The organism is Kribbella sp. NPDC049174 (genome assembly GCF_043197365.1).
Classification (GTDB): Bacteria; Actinomycetota; Actinomycetes; order Propionibacteriales; family Kribbellaceae; genus Kribbella.
In genome coordinates, this window is record NZ_JBICSZ010000003.1 from 699,954 (window position 1) to 717,663 (window position 17,710).

The 17,710-nt window shown below is 68.4% G+C and carries 16 protein-coding genes and 9 tRNA genes; 15 read left to right on the forward strand and 10 right to left on the reverse strand.

The annotated features are described in order from the left end of the window. The first annotated feature begins 209 nt into the window (after positions 1-209). On the forward strand, positions 210-1,715 hold the full coding sequence (locus ACGFIF_RS20670) for a CHAD domain-containing protein (RefSeq protein WP_393156443.1): 1,506 nt from the start codon (positions 210-212) through the stop codon (positions 1,713-1,715). Beyond that, positions 1,712-2,455, forward strand: coding sequence for a ParA family protein (locus ACGFIF_RS20675; RefSeq protein WP_393156444.1), 744 nt, complete (start codon positions 1,712-1,714; stop codon positions 2,453-2,455). Before ACGFIF_RS20670 ends, ACGFIF_RS20675 begins: the two co-directional genes overlap by 4 nt. A 112-nt stretch (positions 2,456-2,567) precedes the next feature. Here ACGFIF_RS20675 and ACGFIF_RS20680 read toward each other — a convergent pair whose 3' ends face one another. The 3 genes from ACGFIF_RS20680 to ACGFIF_RS20690 form a co-directional block, all read right to left on the reverse strand. Next, positions 2,568-3,503 carry a cyclase family protein gene (locus ACGFIF_RS20680; protein ID WP_393156446.1) on the reverse strand — a complete coding sequence of 312 codons (936 nt, stop codon included), beginning with the start codon at positions 3,501-3,503 and terminating at the stop codon, positions 2,568-2,570. Positions 3,504-3,983: 480 nt separating this feature from the next. Then, positions 3,984-4,059 (reverse strand) — tRNA-Thr (locus ACGFIF_RS20685). 122 nt (positions 4,060-4,181) lie between these two features. Continuing rightward, positions 4,182-5,000: an NAD(P)H-binding protein gene (locus tag ACGFIF_RS20690; protein WP_393156447.1), complete on the reverse strand. Its 819-nt coding sequence runs from the start codon at positions 4,998-5,000 to the stop codon at positions 4,182-4,184. A 422-nt stretch (positions 5,001-5,422) separates the two neighbouring features. On the opposite strand from ACGFIF_RS20690, the gene ACGFIF_RS20695 reads away from it, so the two are divergent. The 10 genes from ACGFIF_RS20695 to ACGFIF_RS20740 all read left to right on the forward strand — a co-directional run bounded on the left by ACGFIF_RS20695 (position 5,423) and on the right by ACGFIF_RS20740 (position 9,069). After that, positions 5,423-5,491: transfer RNA gene (locus ACGFIF_RS20695), tRNA-Trp, on the forward strand. A 179-nt stretch (positions 5,492-5,670) separates the two neighbouring features. Beyond that, positions 5,671-5,746, forward strand: a tRNA-Pro gene (locus ACGFIF_RS20700). A 92-nt stretch (positions 5,747-5,838) separates the two neighbouring features. Next, positions 5,839-5,912 (forward strand) — tRNA-Arg (locus ACGFIF_RS20705). A gap of 161 nt (positions 5,913-6,073) precedes the next feature. Continuing rightward, positions 6,074-6,520 carry an HNH endonuclease gene (locus ACGFIF_RS20710; RefSeq protein WP_393156449.1) on the forward strand — a complete coding sequence of 149 codons (447 nt, stop codon included), beginning with the start codon at positions 6,074-6,076 and terminating at the stop codon, positions 6,518-6,520. 32 nt (positions 6,521-6,552) lie between these two features. Then, positions 6,553-6,625, forward strand: a tRNA-Gln gene (locus tag ACGFIF_RS20715). 6 nt (positions 6,626-6,631) lie between these two features. After that, positions 6,632-6,723, forward strand: a tRNA-Ser gene (locus ACGFIF_RS20720). Positions 6,724-6,751: 28 nt separating this feature from the next. Continuing rightward, entirely contained in the window at positions 6,752-7,945 is a 1,194-nt protein-coding gene (locus ACGFIF_RS20725; protein ID WP_393156810.1) for an RtcB family protein, read from the forward strand. Positions 7,946-7,993: 48 nt separating this feature from the next. After that, a tRNA-Ser gene (locus ACGFIF_RS20730) sits at positions 7,994-8,080 on the forward strand. A gap of 3 nt (positions 8,081-8,083) precedes the next feature. Beyond that, a tRNA-Glu gene (locus tag ACGFIF_RS20735) sits at positions 8,084-8,157 on the forward strand. A gap of 84 nt (positions 8,158-8,241) precedes the next feature. Next, positions 8,242-9,069: an alpha/beta fold hydrolase gene (locus ACGFIF_RS20740; protein WP_393156450.1), complete on the forward strand. Its 828-nt coding sequence runs from the start codon at positions 8,242-8,244 to the stop codon at positions 9,067-9,069. On the opposite strand, the gene ACGFIF_RS20745 is transcribed toward ACGFIF_RS20740, so the two are convergent. Next, a complete protein-coding gene (locus tag ACGFIF_RS20745; RefSeq protein ID WP_393156452.1) occupies positions 9,050-9,202 on the reverse strand; it encodes a hypothetical protein in 153 nt (50 codons plus the stop codon). The genes ACGFIF_RS20740 and ACGFIF_RS20745 overlap by 20 nt on opposite strands. Before the next feature lie 10 nt (positions 9,203-9,212). On the opposite strand from ACGFIF_RS20745, the gene ACGFIF_RS20750 reads away from it, so the two are divergent. The 3 genes from ACGFIF_RS20750 (at position 9,213) to ACGFIF_RS20760 (ending at position 9,823) form a co-directional block, all read left to right on the forward strand. Further along, positions 9,213-9,491: a methyltransferase family protein gene (locus ACGFIF_RS20750; protein ID WP_393156453.1), complete on the forward strand. Its 279-nt coding sequence runs from the start codon at positions 9,213-9,215 to the stop codon at positions 9,489-9,491. Beyond that, positions 9,492-9,574 (forward strand) — tRNA-Tyr (locus ACGFIF_RS20755). Positions 9,575-9,682: 108 nt separating this feature from the next. Beyond that, on the forward strand, positions 9,683-9,823 hold the full coding sequence (locus ACGFIF_RS20760; RefSeq protein ID WP_393156454.1) for a hypothetical protein: 141 nt from the start codon (positions 9,683-9,685) through the stop codon (positions 9,821-9,823). A gap of 112 nt (positions 9,824-9,935) precedes the next feature. Here ACGFIF_RS20760 and ACGFIF_RS20765 read toward each other — a convergent pair whose 3' ends face one another. Genes ACGFIF_RS20765 through ACGFIF_RS20790 form a run of 6 tightly spaced genes read right to left on the reverse strand, consistent with a single transcriptional unit; the run spans position 9,936 to position 17,703 of the window. Further along, the gene (locus ACGFIF_RS20765) at positions 9,936-11,315 is read right to left on the reverse strand and encodes an FAD-binding oxidoreductase (RefSeq protein WP_393156455.1); all 1,380 of its coding nucleotides are present in this window, start codon (positions 11,313-11,315) and stop codon (positions 9,936-9,938) included. Further along, on the reverse strand, positions 11,312-12,178 hold the full coding sequence (locus tag ACGFIF_RS20770) for a U32 family peptidase (RefSeq protein ID WP_393156456.1): 867 nt from the start codon (positions 12,176-12,178) through the stop codon (positions 11,312-11,314). The genes ACGFIF_RS20765 and ACGFIF_RS20770 overlap by 4 nt, the downstream gene beginning before the upstream one ends. Continuing rightward, positions 12,175-13,530: a DUF2088 domain-containing protein gene (locus ACGFIF_RS20775; RefSeq protein WP_393156457.1), complete on the reverse strand. Its 1,356-nt coding sequence runs from the start codon at positions 13,528-13,530 to the stop codon at positions 12,175-12,177. The genes ACGFIF_RS20770 and ACGFIF_RS20775 overlap by 4 nt, the downstream gene beginning before the upstream one ends. After that, the gene (locus tag ACGFIF_RS20780; protein WP_393156458.1) at positions 13,530-15,368 is read right to left on the reverse strand and encodes an IlvD/Edd family dehydratase; all 1,839 of its coding nucleotides are present in this window, start codon (positions 15,366-15,368) and stop codon (positions 13,530-13,532) included. The genes ACGFIF_RS20775 and ACGFIF_RS20780 overlap by 1 nt, the downstream gene beginning before the upstream one ends. After that, positions 15,365-16,816: an aldehyde dehydrogenase (NADP(+)) gene (locus ACGFIF_RS20785; protein WP_393156459.1), complete on the reverse strand. Its 1,452-nt coding sequence runs from the start codon at positions 16,814-16,816 to the stop codon at positions 15,365-15,367. Before ACGFIF_RS20785 ends, ACGFIF_RS20780 begins: the two co-directional genes overlap by 4 nt. Then, positions 16,813-17,703 carry a fumarylacetoacetate hydrolase family protein gene (locus ACGFIF_RS20790; protein ID WP_393156460.1) on the reverse strand — a complete coding sequence of 297 codons (891 nt, stop codon included), beginning with the start codon at positions 17,701-17,703 and terminating at the stop codon, positions 16,813-16,815. The genes ACGFIF_RS20785 and ACGFIF_RS20790 overlap by 4 nt, the downstream gene beginning before the upstream one ends. Between the last annotated feature and the right edge of the window lie 7 nt (positions 17,704-17,710).

Here is a 17,710-nt window from a genome sequence, read left to right on the forward strand (position 1 = left end):
CGCGTGAGCCGTGCGCTAAGCGGCGGCAGGCGGAGTGATGATGCGATGCACGACCAGGACTCTAGTCACGCCGGGATGGTCCTGCCGACTGAATATCGGCGGACCGGTAGTGCGCGCGCCCGCATCGCGACAGGGGCATGCCGTAGTTCACTGGAGTGAGACATACCTGCGTTCATTCATCGTTCACGTCGCGTTTCCGGGAGTCGAGGGTGGCGGCTGAATTCGTGGTCGACGAGGCGGTCGGACCGTCGTGCATCGAAGTGCTGACCGACGCGTTGCCGGTGCGCGTCGACGTCCACCACACCGAGCGCAGAGTCTGGTTCGACACGCATGACTGGCGGCTGTTCCGGGCAGGGCTGCAGCTCGAGCACCACGTGCGGAAGCGCGAGTCGTGGCTCGTGCTGAGCGACCTCGAAGGGCAGCGGATCTCCCGACAGCCGACCGGCCGTGCAGCGGTCACCGCGCACTCCCTTCCGGACGGTGTGACGCGAGACCGCGTCCTCGAACTGATCGGTGTGCGGGCGCTGCTGTCGCGCGTAGTCGCGAGCGGTCCTGTTCAGGTGCTCTCGGTGCTCGGCCCCGAGCAGAAGACCGTCGCCCGGATCGTCGTCGAAGGTCCCACAACAGTCCGGGACGGCGCGCCCGTCGGCCTGCGGGCCAGGATCGAGTCTCTCCGCGGCTACGACAAGGACGCGGCCAAGGTGTGCCGGACGCTGGACGCCATCCCCGGGTTCGGGCCGGCCAAGGAGCCGCTCTTCGAGTCGGCGCTCCGGGCCGCCGGTCTCCATCCGCGCAGCTTCCGGTCGAAGCCCGACCTGGAGTTCATCCCGCGGATCCCGGCCACCCAGGCGTTCGCCGGCACGCTCACGCAGCTGCGAGAGATCGTCCTCGACAACGTCGAGGGCACGCTTCGCCAACTGGACACCGAGTTCCTCCACAATCTGCGTGTCACGGTGCGCCGTACCCGAGCCGTGCTGAAGTTCGCGCACGGAACGATCGACGAGGACATCCGGGCGAGGTACGCCGTCGAGCTCAAGTGGCTCGCCGATCAGACCTCGTTGAGCCGTGATCTCGACGTGTACCTGCTCGGCTTCGACGACCTGGTCAGCCACGTGTCCGCATCGAGCGAGCTCGAACCGTTCCGCGAGCAGCTCACGCGGCACTGCACCAGGGCGCACGCCGTACTCAACCGCGCACTGCGGTCCGAACGATTCGCCGCGCTGCTCGACGGGTGGCAACGTGAGCTGACGGTCCCGGAGCCTGTCGAGCGCCCGGTGATCGAGGTCGCCGACGAGTTGCTGAGCCGCGCCTGGACGCGAGTCGCCAAGCGCGGCGACGCCATCACTGACGCCTCTCCGGCGGAAGCCGTGCACGACCTGCGCAAGCGCTGCAAGGAGCTGCGCTACCTGCTCGAGTTCTTCGGCAGCTTGTACGGCGCCGACGCCCGAAGCGAGGCCGTGAGTGAGCTCAAGCTCCTGCAGGACATCCTCGGCGAGTTCCAGGACGCCGAGGCCCAACGCATCAGCGTCCACCAGTACGCCGTCGAACTCGCCAAGGCCGGGACGCCCCCGGCGACGCTGATGGCGATGGGTCGCATCGAACACCACCTGCAGCTTGGTCAGGACGCCGCTCGTGCCGAGGTGGCGGACCGCTGGCATCGGTTCAACCGGAAACACAACCAGCGTCTCTACGCAAGGATGGTGACCAGCCGATGAGGATCCTCGCGTCGTACAGCATCAAGGGCGGTGTCGGGAAGACGACCGCGGCGGCGAACGTGGCCTGGCTGGCCGCCGAGAGCGGACACCGGGTCCTGTTGTGGGACCTGGATCCGCAGGGCGGTGCGACGTACTTGTTCCGGATCCGCCCCAAGGTCAAGGGCGGCGGCGAGGCGCTCGTCTCCGGGAAGCGTGACCTCCGCGACGCCGTCAAAGCGAGTGACTTCGACAACCTCGACCTGCTGCCGTCCGACTTCTCCTACCGCAACCTCGACCTGCTGCTGGACGCGCAGAAGAAGCCGACCCGCCGCCTCGGCCGGCTCCTCGACAGCATGGCCGACGAGTACGACGTCGTCGTACTCGACTGTGCGCCGAGCGTGTCGCTCGTGTCCGAGGGCATCGTGCGCGCCGCGGACCTGGTCCTCGCTCCGCTGGTGCCCGCTCCCCTGTCGGTGCGCACGCTCGACCAGCTGCGGTCGTTCATCGCCGAGGCCAAGGGGCCCGCGCCAGACCTGCTCGCGTTCCTGTCCATGGTCGACCGCCGTCGCCGGCTGCACCGCGACCTGTCCGAGCAACTCCCGAAGGAACAAGACGTCGCGGGCACCGCGATCCCGATGGCCTCGGTCGTCGAGCAGATGGGCGTACGCCGCGCCCCGGTGGTGGCCTGGGCCCGCACCTCCCCGGCGTCGGTCGCCTACCGCAGCCTGTGGGACGAAGCCAGGCTACATGTGAAGATATGAGCCCTCGCGCAGCCGCATCTCCCATGAACGAATGAATGCCTGTCTGTTGGCGATGCCTCTGCCGTCACCAGACGGTGCAGGGTGCCGACACCGTCGGGCGCGAGTCCCGCGGTCAGAATGTGGCGATCGGGTTGACCGGGCTGCCGGACGTACCGGCGAGGCGGACCGGCGCGACTGCGAGGTGGAAGTCCCATTGGCCGAGCTCGGCAGCTGTCGTCGCGCACACCTCAAGGTCGCAGTTGTCGAGCAGCCACAGACCCATCGCGACGAGGCTCACGGCGTGAACCGGCATCAACACGTCTTCGTACCCCGACGGCTGAACGTCCTGTGGGGTGTCAGCGCCGATCAGCGCGACCTCCCGTTCATGCAGCCACGGCAGGCAGGACGCGTGCCAGCCGGCCTGCGTGAAACCGCCGGCCGCACCGGCCTCGTGCCGAACGCGGCCATAGCCGGTCCGCAGGAATACCGCATCGCCGGATCGCACCCGCACACCCTGGCGACGCTCGGCCTCCTCGAGGTCCTCGGGAAACACGCCCTGCCCCGGTTCCAGCCACGGCACATCGCGGACCCTCGCAACGTCCAGCAGGACACCCCGTGTGATGATCCCGTTCGCCGCCGCCGTCACGGCCGCCCACGCTGACCCCGTCGCGGCGTCGACCAACGAGTGCGACCGCCCGTTGTACATCTTGCCGTCCCAGAAGAGGTGGCACGGCGAGTCGACGTGGGTGATCGTGTTGCCGTGGAAGAAGATGCCGAGCCGCTCGTTCGAGAAGCCCCAGCGCCGGTCGTTGTGGAAGGCGTCCGGCATGTTCTCGGCACCCGGCATGTCGGCGGCGCACGGACACGACGTCGTCGACCGCTCCATTTCTTCCGGTACGGCGACCTCCCACGCGCACGACACGCTCCTGCCGTGGCGCACGGCCCCCGCCGCCGCCAGCCGGACGTCGTCGGTGATGTGGTTCAGAGTGCCGAGCTCGTCGTCGTCACCCCACCGTCCCCAGTTCGACAGCGTGTTGAAGTACCCGAGCACGTCGTCCTGTGTGGGCATCGGTCGCCCTGCCGTCATCCCAGCATCGACTCCTCCGGTCACGCGGCTCGAGGCACCGCGGGCAGGGTGTCCCCCGCCCTCCCCTTTGACATGCCAAGGCCCGCTGAACTGCCATGACACTACATCGGTGGGCCATCAGCCTCAGTGCAGAGAAGGTCCTAGCTGAGGCTGAGGTTGGTCGCGTGAGCGCGTCGTGGTGGTGATCTGCTTGTTTCTCAAACCGCTCGCCCCAGGCGTGGGCCGACTGATCGCGAGAAAGCTGGTAGACGGCACCGTCGAGCCGGCGTTGACGGGCTGCCGCCTCGACCGCTTCTAGTGTCCCGGACTGCTCCACCAGTCAGTGCAGAGAAGGAGCTGGCTCTCGATCACCCTTAGCCATGCCGCACATGGTGGGCACTTTCGTGCCACGAACCACGCCACGCGACCAGGAACGAAGAAACCCCCGGGCGAGGAAACCGACCTCTGACCTGGGGGTTCGGGTGGAGCCGCCTGTCGGAATCGAACCGACGACCTTCTCATTACGAGTGAGACGCTCTGCCGACTGAGCTAAGGCGGCGGGTGGCCCGGGGGCCGAGGCAAGAGTGTAGCGGGCGGGTGGGGGTGTTTCCGAATCGGAGAGGTGAACAGGCGGGGTCGAGGGGGTCCCGCGTGCTGATGGAGCGGGGTGAGAGGGCGTCGTCAGAGGGTGGTCTCGGGTGCTGACGTGCGGTCAGGGGTGGGCCAGCTGGCTGTGCGGGCGTAGGTGGGGAAGGGGATGGGCGGGCGGCCGGTGATGGCTTCGACGGTGCGGGTTGGGTGGGAGTCGCCCAGGGACTGTTGGGTGGCGAAGTAGGCGATCTCCGCTTCGACCTGCTCGGGTGGTGCGGTGGATGCCTGACGGTAGTCGTCCGGCGTCCCTCTGTAGTGGATCGGGCGCCCCGTGGCTTCGGAGATGTGGGCGACCGCCTCGGCGAAGGTGAGGGCTTCGGGGCCGGTGACCTCGTAGATCTGGCCGATGTGACCGGTGCCGGTGAGGGCTTCGACGGCGACCGCGGCGATGTCCTCGGCGTCGACGAAGGAGTGGCGGATGTCGCCGAGCGGGAGGACGAGCTCGCCGGCCTGGATCGCCGGGCGGAAGAACCCCTCGTCGAAGTTCTGGTTGAACCAGTTGGCGCGGACCACCGTCCACTCGACTCCCGATTCACGGACCAGCTCTTCGGCCGCGAACAGGCGGTCGTCGATCTCCTCGGCATGCAGGGTGGACAGCAGGACAAGGCGTCGTACGCCGGTCTCGACGGCCTGCTCGATGAAATCCGGCTCGACCGGTACGCCGTCCGGCGCCATCACGTAGATCCCGGTCACGCCTTCCAGCGCCAGGCCCCAGGTCTGTGGGTCGGTCCAGTCGAACACCAGCTCTCCATGTCTGGAGGCGGCACGTACGGCGACCTCCTGCTCGCGCAGGAGTCGCGTGACCCGTCGGCCGGTCGAACCTGTCGCGCCGAGCACAAGAAGAGTCATGAACCCATCACAGCAGATCCCGCCGACAACGGAACCCCTGGCCGCCGGATCGCGTCAGAGCAGGCGAGAAATAGCAGCGGGAACAATTGATCGAGCAAATGCGTTGACTTCTTCGCAGGGATCGGGTGAGACTAATCCCCGCAAGGAACTACAGACCGAGGAGATCACCGTGTACGGGAAAACGAACGCGAGGCAGGCGTGGCAAGCAGCCACCGCCATGTCGGCGTACCCCCGACCGGTGCGTGACGACCGACCCGTCTGCGATGAAGCCTTCTATCACCAGCTCGGCAGCGAGCTGGGCCCGAGTCCGGGCGGCCGACCTGTGTGATCTCCAGCGGGAGATCGTCCCAGGAGCCGTCTGAGCCGGGTATCCGGCACCAGGCGGCTCTTTTCTTTTGCCGCCGGCCCGCACTTCTGACCACGTCGGTGAGCAATGGTTGCTGACCGGATTCCAAACCCGCGTCGCGAGGGTTCGATTCCTTCCACCGATGCATTGTTCGGCATTTACGAATGCCGACTCGAACAATTGACAACTGGACATTCATCGCATTTTCCGCCGGGCCGCCGAGGCCGCGGCGGACCTTCCCTGCGGCGCCGAGCGTGTGCCGGGGAAGACGCCCGGGCGCGTCCCGGGCAACCGTCCCCGGGACCGCACGTCCCGGGGACGCGACCAGCTGTGGGCCAGTGGCAAGGCCGCCTCATTTGGGTTGAGGACGACGGGGGTTCGAGTCCCTCCAGCTGGACCAGGCGCCCGCAGGATGCTCTGCTACCGGCCGAGCGGGCGCCACGAACGTGCCCTGCGCCGGAAATCCGCACCACATCCGGCGCAGGGCGCTCCACGCCCGTGGCTCAACAGGAGAGAGCACCGGTCTACGAAGCCGGGGGGTGCAGGTTCGAGTCCTGCCGGGCGTGCTGTGTCCCGAGGATATAGGCGATGCGCCGTGGCCCCGGAGGAAGCGGTTTCGAGTCCCGCCGGACACCCCAGTACGACGACCGACCACAACACCGACCGACACCGATTTCACCGACCTGGCGGCGCGCTGTCGGGCACACTGGATGGGAGGAGGAACCACATGAGCGGTGTGATCGTGCTCAACGCCTCGTATGAGCAACTGCATGTCGTGTCGATCCAGCACGCCATCCGGATGCTCGTCCGGGAGGTCGCCGTCGTCGAGGAAGCGCATGACGGCGCGAGCATCGGACCGTTCCCTCTCCCCCGCGTGCTGCGACTGGTGCGGTACGTCGTGACCAAGTGGCGGTACGCCTCCGGACGGCTGCAGTACACGCGGGCCGGCGTACTGCGCCGCGACAAGCACACCTGTGCGTACTGCGGTAAGCCGGGCGCGACCACCATGGACCACGTGGTGCCGCGATCCCGTGGTGGACGTGGCGAGTGGCTGAACGCTGTCGCCGCGCACGCGTCCTGCAACGAGAAGAAGGGCTCTCGCACGCCCGAGGAGGCCGGTATGCCACTGCTGTGGCAGCCGTGGATCCCCTCGCGTGCCGAGCTGGCGATCTGACGCGGTACCCACCCGGTGCCGCGTCAGCGCGATGCCAGGTGGGCGACGGTGTCCCACCCTCGGTTCTGACCCGAGGTCCCGCAGGTTCGAGCCCTGCCCTGGCAGCTCCACGGTGGAATAAGCCGAGCGTTGGCCTACCGGCAGCCGTCTCGAAAACGGTCGATCCTTCACCGGATGTGTGGGTTCGAGTCCCACTTCCACCGCATGCACACGAACGAGGAGAGTGGGGAGATGAACGTGGAGTTCCCGATCGAGCTCAGTGGGGCCAAGAGCTCCACGCTCATGTGGGCGCAGGAGCACGAGGTGGGCGCGCAGGCGCTGCAGCAGCTGCGGAACATCGCGGCGCTGCCGTGGGTGTACGGGGTCCGGGTGATGCCGGACGTCCACCTCGGCAAGGGTGCGACCGTCGGGTCGGTGATCGCGATGAAGCAGGCGGTGTCGCCGGCCGCGGTCGGCGTCGACATCGGGTGTGGGATGGAAGGCGTCCTGACCTCGCTGACGGCCGCTGACCTGCCGGACGACCTGTCGGGGATCCGGTCGCGGATCGAGGCCGCCGTACCGGTCGGGTTCAGGGCGCACGAGGACCCGGTCAGCGTGCGCAAGCTCGGGCTGGACCGTGGGTGGGACCGGTTCTGGGGTTCGTTCTCGAGCCTGCACGACGGGGTGCAGGACCGGGAGAAGAAGGCGCAGCAGCAGATGGGTTCGCTGGGTGGTGGCAACCACTTCATCGAGGTCTGCCTCGACGACGAGGACCGCGTCTGGCTGATGCTGCATTCGGGCAGCCGCAACATCGGCAAGGAACTCGCCGAGCGGCACATGCGGATCGCGCGGACCCTGCCGCACAACGCGGACCTGCCCGACCGTGACCTGGCGGTGTTCCTGTCCGGTACGGCGGAGATGGACGCATACCGGCGCGACCTCACCTGGGCGCAGGAGTACGCGTCGCGCAACCGTGCGGTCATGCTGGCGCTGGTGATGCAGGCGGTGCGGGGGTCGTTCGCGCAGGAGGTCCGCTTCGAGCAGCCGATCTCGTGCCACCACAACTACGTGGCCGAGGAGCACATCGACGGGCTCGACCTGCTGGTCACCCGCAAGGGCGCGATCCGGGCGGGGCGTGGGGACCTCGGCCTGATCCCAGGGTCGATGGGCACGGGGTCGTACGTCGTCCGCGGCCTCGGCTCGGAGCGGTCCTTCTACTCGGCCTCGCACGGGGCAGGCCGGCGGATGAGCCGCAACGAGGCGAAGCGCCGGTTCACGGTCGACGACCTGATCGCCCAGACCGCCGGGGTCGAGTCCCGCAAGGACGCCGGTGTGGTCGACGAGATTCCCGCCGCGTACAAGGACATCGAGTCGGTCATCGCCGCTCAGTCGGACCTGGTCGAGGTCGTAGCCCACCTCAAGCAGGTCATCTGTGTGAAGGGATAGCAGTACGGCGGCCGCCGTCGTCAGGGGAGACGGCGGCCGCCGGGTCGGGGTGAGGTCCGCCTGTAGGCAGGGGCAGCGGTTTGCTAAACCGTCGGCCGATTGACCGGTCCGCGAGTTCGAATCTCGCTCTCACCGCAGGCCCCGTTGGTCTAGTTGGTCAGGACGTCCGGTTCTCATCCGGAAGACCACCGGTTCGAATCCGGTACGGGGTACGAGGTTCTGTGTAGCTGCGGAGCTGTCGGGATGCGCGTTTCTTCGGAAGCGGACAAGACGGCGACGGACCTAGCTTCGTTGCTATGGAGGACAGGGCGCGGCTACTGCGAGGCCTCGCGGTCGAGGAACGGCGGATCGAGGTCGCCGGGATCGGCACGACCGTGCTCGAGGGCCGAGACGGCCCGCCGCTCGTGCTGCTCCACGGCGGAATCGAGTGCGGCGGAGCCTACTGGGCGCCGGTTGTCCCACGGCTTGCCGCAGAGCACCGGCTCATCGTTCCCGACGTACCGGGGCTTGGGGAGTCCGATCCGGTTGATCAGTTGGATGACATGACGTTCGCCGACTGGTTGACGGACCTGCTGAGGTTGACGTGCGAGGAGCCTCCGACGCTCGTCGCGCACTCGTTGCTCGGGACGTTGGCCGCACGGTTTGCGGTGAGTCATGGCGAGTCGCTGAGCCGGTTGGTGCTCTACGGTGTGCCAGGAGTCGGGCCGTACCGGATGCCGCTCGGCCTTCGGGTCGTGGCGATCCGGTTCGCGCTGTGGCCGTCCGAGGGGAACATGGAGCGGTTCGAGCGGTTTGCCTTCGCTGATCGCGACCGGGTGCGGAGGCGGGACCCAGACTGGCTGGACGCCTTCACCGCCTACACCCGAAGCCGCGCACAAGTGCCGCACGTCAAGCGGACGATGCGCTACCTGATCGGAACCGGCACCAAACAGGTCCACGGCCGCATCGACGTGCCGACGACCCTGCTGTGGGGAGCGAAGGACCGATTCGTGCCGCTCACTCTTGCCGAGGAGGCGAGCGCGACGCTTGGCTGGTCTTTGCAGGTGATCGACGATGCCGGGCACGTCCCGCACATCGAACAGCCGGACGCCTTCCTCGAGGAAGTCACACGAACGCGAAGCTGACGAACGTACCGATTCCCGAGGCCAGCCTGGCCGGGATCGCGGCCGGGTTCGCGCTCGAGCAGCTCAGCCCGTGGAGGCTGAAGCGCCGGCGGTCCGCCGGGTGGTCGATCGTCGCGGCGGGAAGCCTCATCATCGCTCGATCGTTGCAGGCGGCGGGATCCACCGAGCTGAGCCAGCCGCAAAGTCTCGTGACGAGCGGGCCGTACGCCGTCAGCCGCAACCCCATGTATGTCGGATGGGCGCTGCTCCAACTGGGGATCGGGATGGCCGCCGGGTCCGGGTGGGTCTTGGCGACGTTGCCGTTCGTCGGCGCGATCGTGCACCGCGAAGTGCTGAGCGAGGAGCGGCAACTCAGCGAGCAGTTCGGGGACGAGTACCGGCAGTACTGCGCGACCACCGGTCGCTACCTCCCCACGCGATGAGCAGGAGCGCCACCGTAGGAGAGGTGGGGCGGGCTGTAAACCCGTTGTCGCGTACTGAGCAGGTTCGAATCCTGTCTCCTGCACCGAGGCAATGGTGCCTCAAGCAACAAACAATCCGGAAGAGAGGAGGACCGGCCATGGCCGACCTCAGGAACAGAAAGCGAGTGCCCGGCGGTAGGACCGGTGCTCCAGTGAAGCAGGGTCACGCGATGCGCCGGGTGCAGCTCGCCTGTGGGCACGTTCAGCGTGATCGGATCGCCCACGCCGGCGATCACGTCTGGTGTGAAGCCGACTGCTCCGACTGGGTCCGCGTCGTCTCGGTCGAGGAGTAAGCACGCGCAGGTACGCCGACTGGCACCCGGCGTACCACCAACCCTCTGGTGACGGATGCACGCCTGGCTCTCCGAAGGCCGGGTCCCTGGTTCGACTCCAGGCAGGGGGACGTCAGAGGAAGAGTTTGTCGGGGTTCAGGAGGTTGTCGGGGTCGAAGACTGCCTTGATCTCCCGTTGCAGTCGCAGGCCGACCGGGCCGAGCTCCTGAGCCAGCCACTGGCGCTTCAACTTCCCGATGCCGTGTTCGCCGGTGATGGTGCCGCCCAGCGCCAGGCCGAGTTCCATCACCGCGCCGAACGCTTCCAGGGCGCGGGCTTCGGCGGCGGGATCGTCACGGTCGAAGACGACGGTCGGGTGCATGTTGCCGTCGCCTACGTGCCCTGGGCAACAGATCAGTACGTCGTACTTCGTGCTGATCTCGCCGACACCACGCAGCAACGCGACCAGCTTCGACCGCGGTACGGCGACATCGTCGACCAACGTGACACCCAACGGCTCCAACGCGGGGTTCACCAGGCGGCGGGCCTCGAGCAGCATCCGCGACTCTTCGGCATCCGACGCCTCCGCGACCTCGACCGCGCCGTGCTCGGAACAGATCGCGGCGATCCGCGCGACGTCCTCAGCCGCCCGCGGTCCGCGATCCGACTGCGCGATCAGCAGCGAACCGACATCGCCCGGCAATCCCATGTCCCGGTAGTCCTGGATCGCCCGAGCGGTCGGCCCGTCCAGGAACTCCAGCAACGACGGTCGCAGCCCGGAAGCCATCACCGCGGCAGCAGCAGCGATCCCGTCCTCGATGGACAGGAAGGTGGCCGCCGCGGTCAACGCGGCCTCGGGCGCAGGTCGCAGCGCCAGCGTCGCCTCCGTGACGACACCGAGCGTCCCCTCGGATCCGACGATCAACCGCGTCAGGTCGTACCCCGCGACGCCCTTCGCCGACCGGCGGCCGGTCCGGACGACCTCACCCGACGCCAGCACCACCTCCAGTCCACGCACGAAGTCCGACGTCACGCCGTACTTCACACAACACAATCCGCCGGCGTTGGTCGCGATGTTGCCACCCACCGTGGACATTTCCCACGACGACGGATCGGGCGGGTAGAACAGCCCTTGATCCAGCACAGCTCGGGACAGCGAGGCGTTCACCACACCGGGTTGTACCACCGCGACCTGATCCTCGACCGAGACCTCCAGGATCTCGGTCATCCGCGACGTCGACAGCAACAAGCAGCCGTCGATCGCGTTCGCCGCCCCCGACAACCCGGTCCGCGCTCCCTGAGTGACCACCGGCACGCCGAAGGCACCGGCAGCCTTCACCACCTCGACCACCTCAGCCGTCGACGACGGCCGCACCAGCACCCGAGGTACGCCCGCCGTGCAGAAGGTCGCGTGGTCGTTGCGATGAGTGTCCAGTACGTCGGGATCGTCCAGAACAGCCTTGTCCCCCAGCGCCGAACGAAGCCGGGCGACAAGTGGATCGGAAGAGCTCATTCCTCATCCTGTTCGGCCAGCAACCGCAGGATCAACTCGGCGCGACGGACGCGCTCGCGGCCGAGGGCTTCCGCCGTACCGGACAGGTGGGCACCGACCGGATAGATGTTCGGCGCGTTCCGCAGGCCCATCTTCAGATACACAGGTGCCGCGACGCGCACGATCTCCGGTACGTCGTAGAACCGCACGTGCCCGCCCTGGTCGTCCGGGACCTCGATGTACATGTCGATCGGGACCGACGTCCCCGACCGGATCTCCGCCAGCACCGGAATCGGCAGGTCGGTCGACACGTTCAGGCTGGTCGCACCCAACCGCTCGTACAACCGCGCCGTCGGAGCATTCGCCAACGGCATCAGCACCGAAGTCTTCAAGACCAGATCCGAAGGCAACGACCCGTCAATCTTCAACTCACCAAGGATCTCCAGTACGCCGAGATCCCCGACGAGCAGGCTGCGTACACCGAGCTCAACCGCCCGGAACGCATCACACAGCGACGCGGCAACCATCTCATTGCCGCGGGCAACGCCACCGACCGCAGCCGACACCTTGGCTTGACCGCCGATGTCCCAGGCACCGCGCGGCCCGAGGAACAGGCAGACCTCGACCCCGGCGGACGCACCGAGCGAGAGCATCTCCTCGATCTCGCCGTCGGTCAGCATCATCACGCCGCTGCCCTGCGACACCCGGTGGATGGTCACCCCACGGGTCTTGGCCTCCTCCAGAACAGCCGCCATCACCCGCGGCCCTTCACAGGAAGGGATTTCCACCTTGTACGGCGATCCGTCACCGAAGGTGGCCGCGGACGTCTCGCCCGGGCGGAATCCACGATCGGCCAGCAGCGCGTGTGCCTCGCGAAGGTTCATGCGTCACTCCAGGGTCCGAGCCGGCCGGCCGACGTCAGGTTCCGGGCCGTCCCGGTGATCTCCAGGTCGAATCGGTCACCCGCCTCGGTCAGCAGTGCCGGCGTCACCATCAACTCGTTCGGGGAAAGGGTGTCCTTGATCCGGGCCAGCCGGAGCTCGGACCAGTCACGCCGGCCGCACATCGTCGCGGCGGCGAGGACGGCGGCCTCGTCGTCCTCCATCACCATCGGCAACCGGGACCGGCGGGCTCCGCCGGCACCGGACGTCAACGCGTTCACATAACTCGCGTGCAGGTCGATCTGCTCCAGCATCCGGGCCGGGATCACGTCGGCCAGGCCGAGGCCGGACGCGTTCCCGTGCGACGCCGCCGAGAGCGAGTGCACGCTGATCGTCGCGATCGACGGCGACTCGAACTCGGGAATCCCGTGCACCCAGCAGCGGCCGATCACGTTCGTGTCCATCCCGGCCCCGGACTTGTCCTTGCCCATCTCGTCCACGACCAGGACGTCGAGTTCGTCGAACGGCAGCCGCCCGAGCAGACTGCCCGCCCGTTGCAGCAACGCGGTCTCGGCCGGCCCGGCGATCCCGTCGGCCTCGACGAACTCCACCGCGGCCGTCCGCTCCTGCGCGTTCTCGAGGATCCCGAGACCGCCGAGAATCTTGCCTTGGGCAATGACGATCCGGGCCGCGGCCTCGATCGCACCGCCCAGCGAGGGAATCCCTCCGGCGTGCAGGGAAGCCGCGCCGGAGTGATTGCCCAGGCCGATCGCCAGGACCTTCGCCAGCCCGCTCTCGATCGGGCCGCGGAAGTCCGTGTGCGGTTTGATGCGGTTCACCAGCAGTACGCCGTCCGCCTTGGCCGCGATCGCGTCGTGGTGCACCGGCGTACCGTCGTCCAGCGTGCCGACGACGACGGTCTCCATCGTCGCCTCGACCGGGCAACCCACCGACTCCGGAGTGATCCCGAGACCAGCCAGCATCTCCCGCTGTCCGTCGGCCGTCGCATCGCCGTGCGATCCCATCGCCGGTACGACGAACGGCGCCGCGCCGACCGACGACAGCCAGTCCACCGCCGCCTTCACCACCGGCACGAGATCGTGGATCCCGCGGCTGCCCGCGGTCACGGCGATCCGGGCGCCGGGCAGGATCCGCTCGCGCAGTGGCTCGAGTGCCGCCTGAGCGTCGGCGTACGGATCAGACGAGCTGGGGAGGTCCGGGAGCAGCCGGCGGATCGGCGTGACCTGCGGGATCACGCCGGACGGCCGCAGCCCCCGGACCGCCTCGAAAGGTCCCCAAGCACGTGAGGAGGAGGCCTCGCTCGGCGGAGGTGAAGCCGGGTGTGGGGTGTTCATCAGTGACTCTGTCGGGCCACGGCCGAGCCGGTTCGGCCGACCAGGAAGTCCAGGTCGCAGCCCTGGTTCGCCTGGGTGACGTGGTCGACGTACAACCGCGCCCAGCCGCGATCGCTCGGCGCCGTCGGCGGCTGCCAGTCGGCTCGCCGCTTCTCCAGCTCCTCCTCCGGTACGTCGAGGTGCAGCCGCCGCGCCGCCACGTCCAGCTCGATCCAGTCACCGGTCCGTACCAGTGCCAACGGACCACCGACGGCCGCTTCCGGCGTGACATGCAGTACGACGGTGCCGTACGCCGTACCGCTCATCCGCGCGTCCGAGATCCGCACCATGTCGTCGATACCCTGCTCGGCGAGCTTGCGCGGGATCGTCATGTTGCCGACCTCCGGCATGCCCGGATACCCACGCGGGCCGGCGTTCTGGAGCACCAGCACTGTGTCCGCGTCGACGTCGAGATCCGGATCGTCGACGGCCTTGTCGTAGTCCTCGATGGCCGTGAACACCAGCGCCTTGCCGCGGTGCCGCAGCAACCGCTCCGACGCCGCCGACTGCTTGATGACGGCACCATCCGGCGCCAGGTTGCCCTTCAGTACGGCGGTCCCGGCACCGCTGCCCAACGGGTTGCCGACGGCCCGGATCACGTCGGTGTCGACGGTCCGCTCCGCGTTCGCGACGTTCTCGCCGATGGTCTTGCCGGTCACCGTGATCGCGTCGGTCTTGAGCAGCGGGAGGATCTCCTTCATCACCGCGGGCAACCCGCCGGCGTAGTAGAAGTCCTCCATCAGGTACTTGCCCGACGGCTGCAGGTCCACCAGCCACGGGACCCCGCGGGCCCACTCGTCGATGTCGTCCAGCGTCACGTTGACGCCGACCCGGCCGGCGATCGCGAGCAGGTGGATGACGAAGTTCGTCGAACCGCCGATCGCCGCGTTCGCCCGGACCGCGTTCGCGAAGGCGTCCCGGGTCAGGATGTCACTCGGCTTGAGGTCCTCGTGCACCATCTGGACGATCCGCTGACCGGTCTGCTGGGCGATCGAGTAGCGCCGCGAGTCGACCGCGGGAATGGCCGCTCCACCGGTCATCTGCAGGCCGAGCGCCTCGGCCATACAGGCCATCGTCGACGCCGTACCCATGGTCATGCAGTGCCCGTTGCTGCGGGACATGCCGGACTCGGCCGCCGCGTAGTCCTCCTCGGACATCCGTCCGGCGTTGCGGTCCTGGGTGAACCGCCAGACCGCCGTACCGGAGCCGATGTCGCAGCCGCGGAACTTGCCGTTCAGCATCGGGCCGCCGGTCACCACCATCGTGGGCAGGTCGACGCTGGCGGCGCCCATGATCGAGCCGGGCGTGGTCTTGTCGCAGCCGGTCAGCAGCACGGCCCCGTCGATCGGGTTGCCGCGCAGCGACTCCTCGACGTCCATGCTGAGCAGGTTGCGGAACAGCATCGCGGTCGGCCGGAGCATCGTCTCGCCGAGCGACATCACCGGGAACTCCAGCGGGAACCCGCCGGCCTGCCAGACGCCGCGCTTCACCGAGTCGGCGAGCCGGCGCAGGTGCGCGTTGCACGGGGTCAGCTCGGACCAGGTGTTGCAGATGCCGATGACCGGGCGTCCGTCGAACACCTCGTCGGAGAAGCCCTGCGCGCGCATCCAGGACCGGTGGATGAACCCGTTGCGGTCCTTCTCGCCGAACCAGTGGTCGAAGCTGCGCCGGCCGATCGGCGCGTCCGGCCGCTCACCGCCGACGCCACCCGTCTTCTCGGGGGTCGGCTGACCGGGTACGTCGCCCGGGAGGCCGGGATCGGCGTCGACCGGGTCGTTGGTCGGGGGAAGATCGCTCATCGAGACACCTCACCTGTTGTCACGGTCCCGTTCACCCGGCGGCTGATCCCGGCCGGGTTCGAGTCCTTCAGTACGGCGGGCAGCACCGCATCGGGTGCGTCCTGGTACGCCACCGGCCGCTGGAACCGGCGGGCCGCGGTCACACCGACGCTGGTGTGGATCGAGCCGACGGTCGACGGGAACGGACCGCCGTGGTGCTGTGCCCAGGACACGGCCACACCGGTCGGCCAGCCGTTCCAGAGCACGCGTCCGGCCCTTGCCGTCAGCAACGGAAGCAGCTCACCGGCCAGCTCGGTGTCGGACGGCTCGGCGTGCAGAGTCGCGGTCAGGTTGCCCTCGAAGACCTCGACCGCGGACCGCAGCTCGTCGGGACCGTCGTACTCGACCACGATCGAGACCGGCCCGAAGCACTCTTCGAGGATCTCGTCGCGGCGGGCCAGCAGTTCACCAACCGTTGTCTGCAGCAACGTTGCGCCGCCGGACGCCCAGACGCGAACTCCCTCGACCTTCTGCAGGCGATCCAGGCCGGAGGAGAATCCGTCCTTGATCCGGTCGTTCAGCATCGGCGCCTCGGCCACTCCACCCGCGGCCTCGGTCAGCTGCTCCTGCAGGCCGTGGCCCGCGGGCAGGAACAGCAGGCCGGGCTTGGTGCAGAACTGGCCGACGCCGAGTGTGAACGAGCCGACGTACCCGGTCGCGATGTCCTTGCCGCGGGCATCGACCGCGGCCTGGGTGACGAAGACCGGGTTCAGGCTGCCGAGCTCGCCGTAGAACGGGATCGGCTCGGGGCGGGTGACCGCGATCTCGTGCAGCGCCTTGCCGGCCGGGACCGACCCGGTGAAGCCGGCCGCGGTGATCCGCGGGTCCTTCAGCGCGGTGACGCCGACGTCGAAGCCTTGGATCAGGCCCAGCGCGCCGGCCGGCGCACCGGCGGTCCGGAGCGCCTCGATCATCACCTCGGCGGTGCGCACCGACAGCTCAGGGTGGCCGGGGTGTGCTTTAACGATCACCGGGCAACCGGCCGCCAGCGCGGATGCGGTGTCGCCGCCGCACACGCTGAACGCGAACGGGAAGTTGCTGGCCGCGAACACCAGTACCGGCCCGAGCGGGACCAGGACCCGACGCAGATCCGGCCGCGGCACCGGCTTGGCATTGGGATCGGCCGTGTCGATGACGACCTCCAGCAGCGAACCCTCTTCGAGCACCTCCGCGAACATCCGCAGCTGACCGCTGCTCCGCGCGACCTCACCACGCAGCCGCGGCTCGGGCAGCGACGACTCCCGCATCGCGATCGGTACGAGCTCGTCGGCGGCCGCGTCCAGCGCATCCGCCACGGCGCGGATCCATCCGGCCCGGACCGCGGGCTCCGAGGCGCCGAGTGCCGGTGCGGCCGCCGCCGCGTCGGCCAGGGCCTGCTCGAGCTCGGCGGGCGTGGTGTCCGGGGTCATCGCTTCTCCTCCAGGTTCTCGGTTGCCAGGAACGCGAACGGCTCCCGGCCTACTGCCACCGTATTCGTCAGCGTTCCGAGCTCGGAGATGGTGATCGTGATGACGTCACCCTCGGCCAGCGCGAAGTCCAGCTCGGGCACGATCCCGGTGCCGGTCGCCAGGATCACGCCGTCCGGGAAGTCGTTGGGCAGGAACAGTGTGTCGATCAGGTCCTGCAGCTCGCGGACCAGCTTCGAGGTGGACGTCGTACCGGTGAAGACCTCGTCCTCGCCGCGGCGGATCACCAGGTCGATGGTCAGATCCTTCGGGTTCGCCACCTCCCAGGCGGGGCGGATCCCGGCGGCCAGCGCGCAACCGCCGGCGAACAGCTTGGCCTGCGGGACGTAGAGCGGGTTCACGCCTTCGATCGAGCGCGAGCTCATGTCGTTGCACACGGTGAAGCCCACGATCTCGCCGTGACTGTTGGCGACGACGGCGAGCTCCGGCTCGGGTACGTCGTGACCGGAGTCCACCCGGATTCCCACCGGCTCACCGTCCGCGACCACTCGCCAGGCCGGCGCCTTCTGGAACAGCTCGGGCCGGTCGGCCGTGTAGACCTTGTCGTACACGGACTGCTCGGCGCTCTCCTCCATCCGCGCACCACGCGACCGCTCGTAGGTGACACCCGCGCACCAGACCTCGCCGCGCCCGTCGAGCGGCGGCAGGAACCGGACGCCGTCGGCCGGCACGGACTCACCGACCTTCGCGACCGCGGTCTGCAGCTCGTCGACGGTCAGCCGGAGCAGTTCGGCGAAACTGCCGACGCCTTCGACCGGAGCCACGGTGTCGTCGGTGCGCACACCGACGACGGGCCGCCCGTCAGCGGACTGGTAACGGACCAAGTGCATGTGTTCG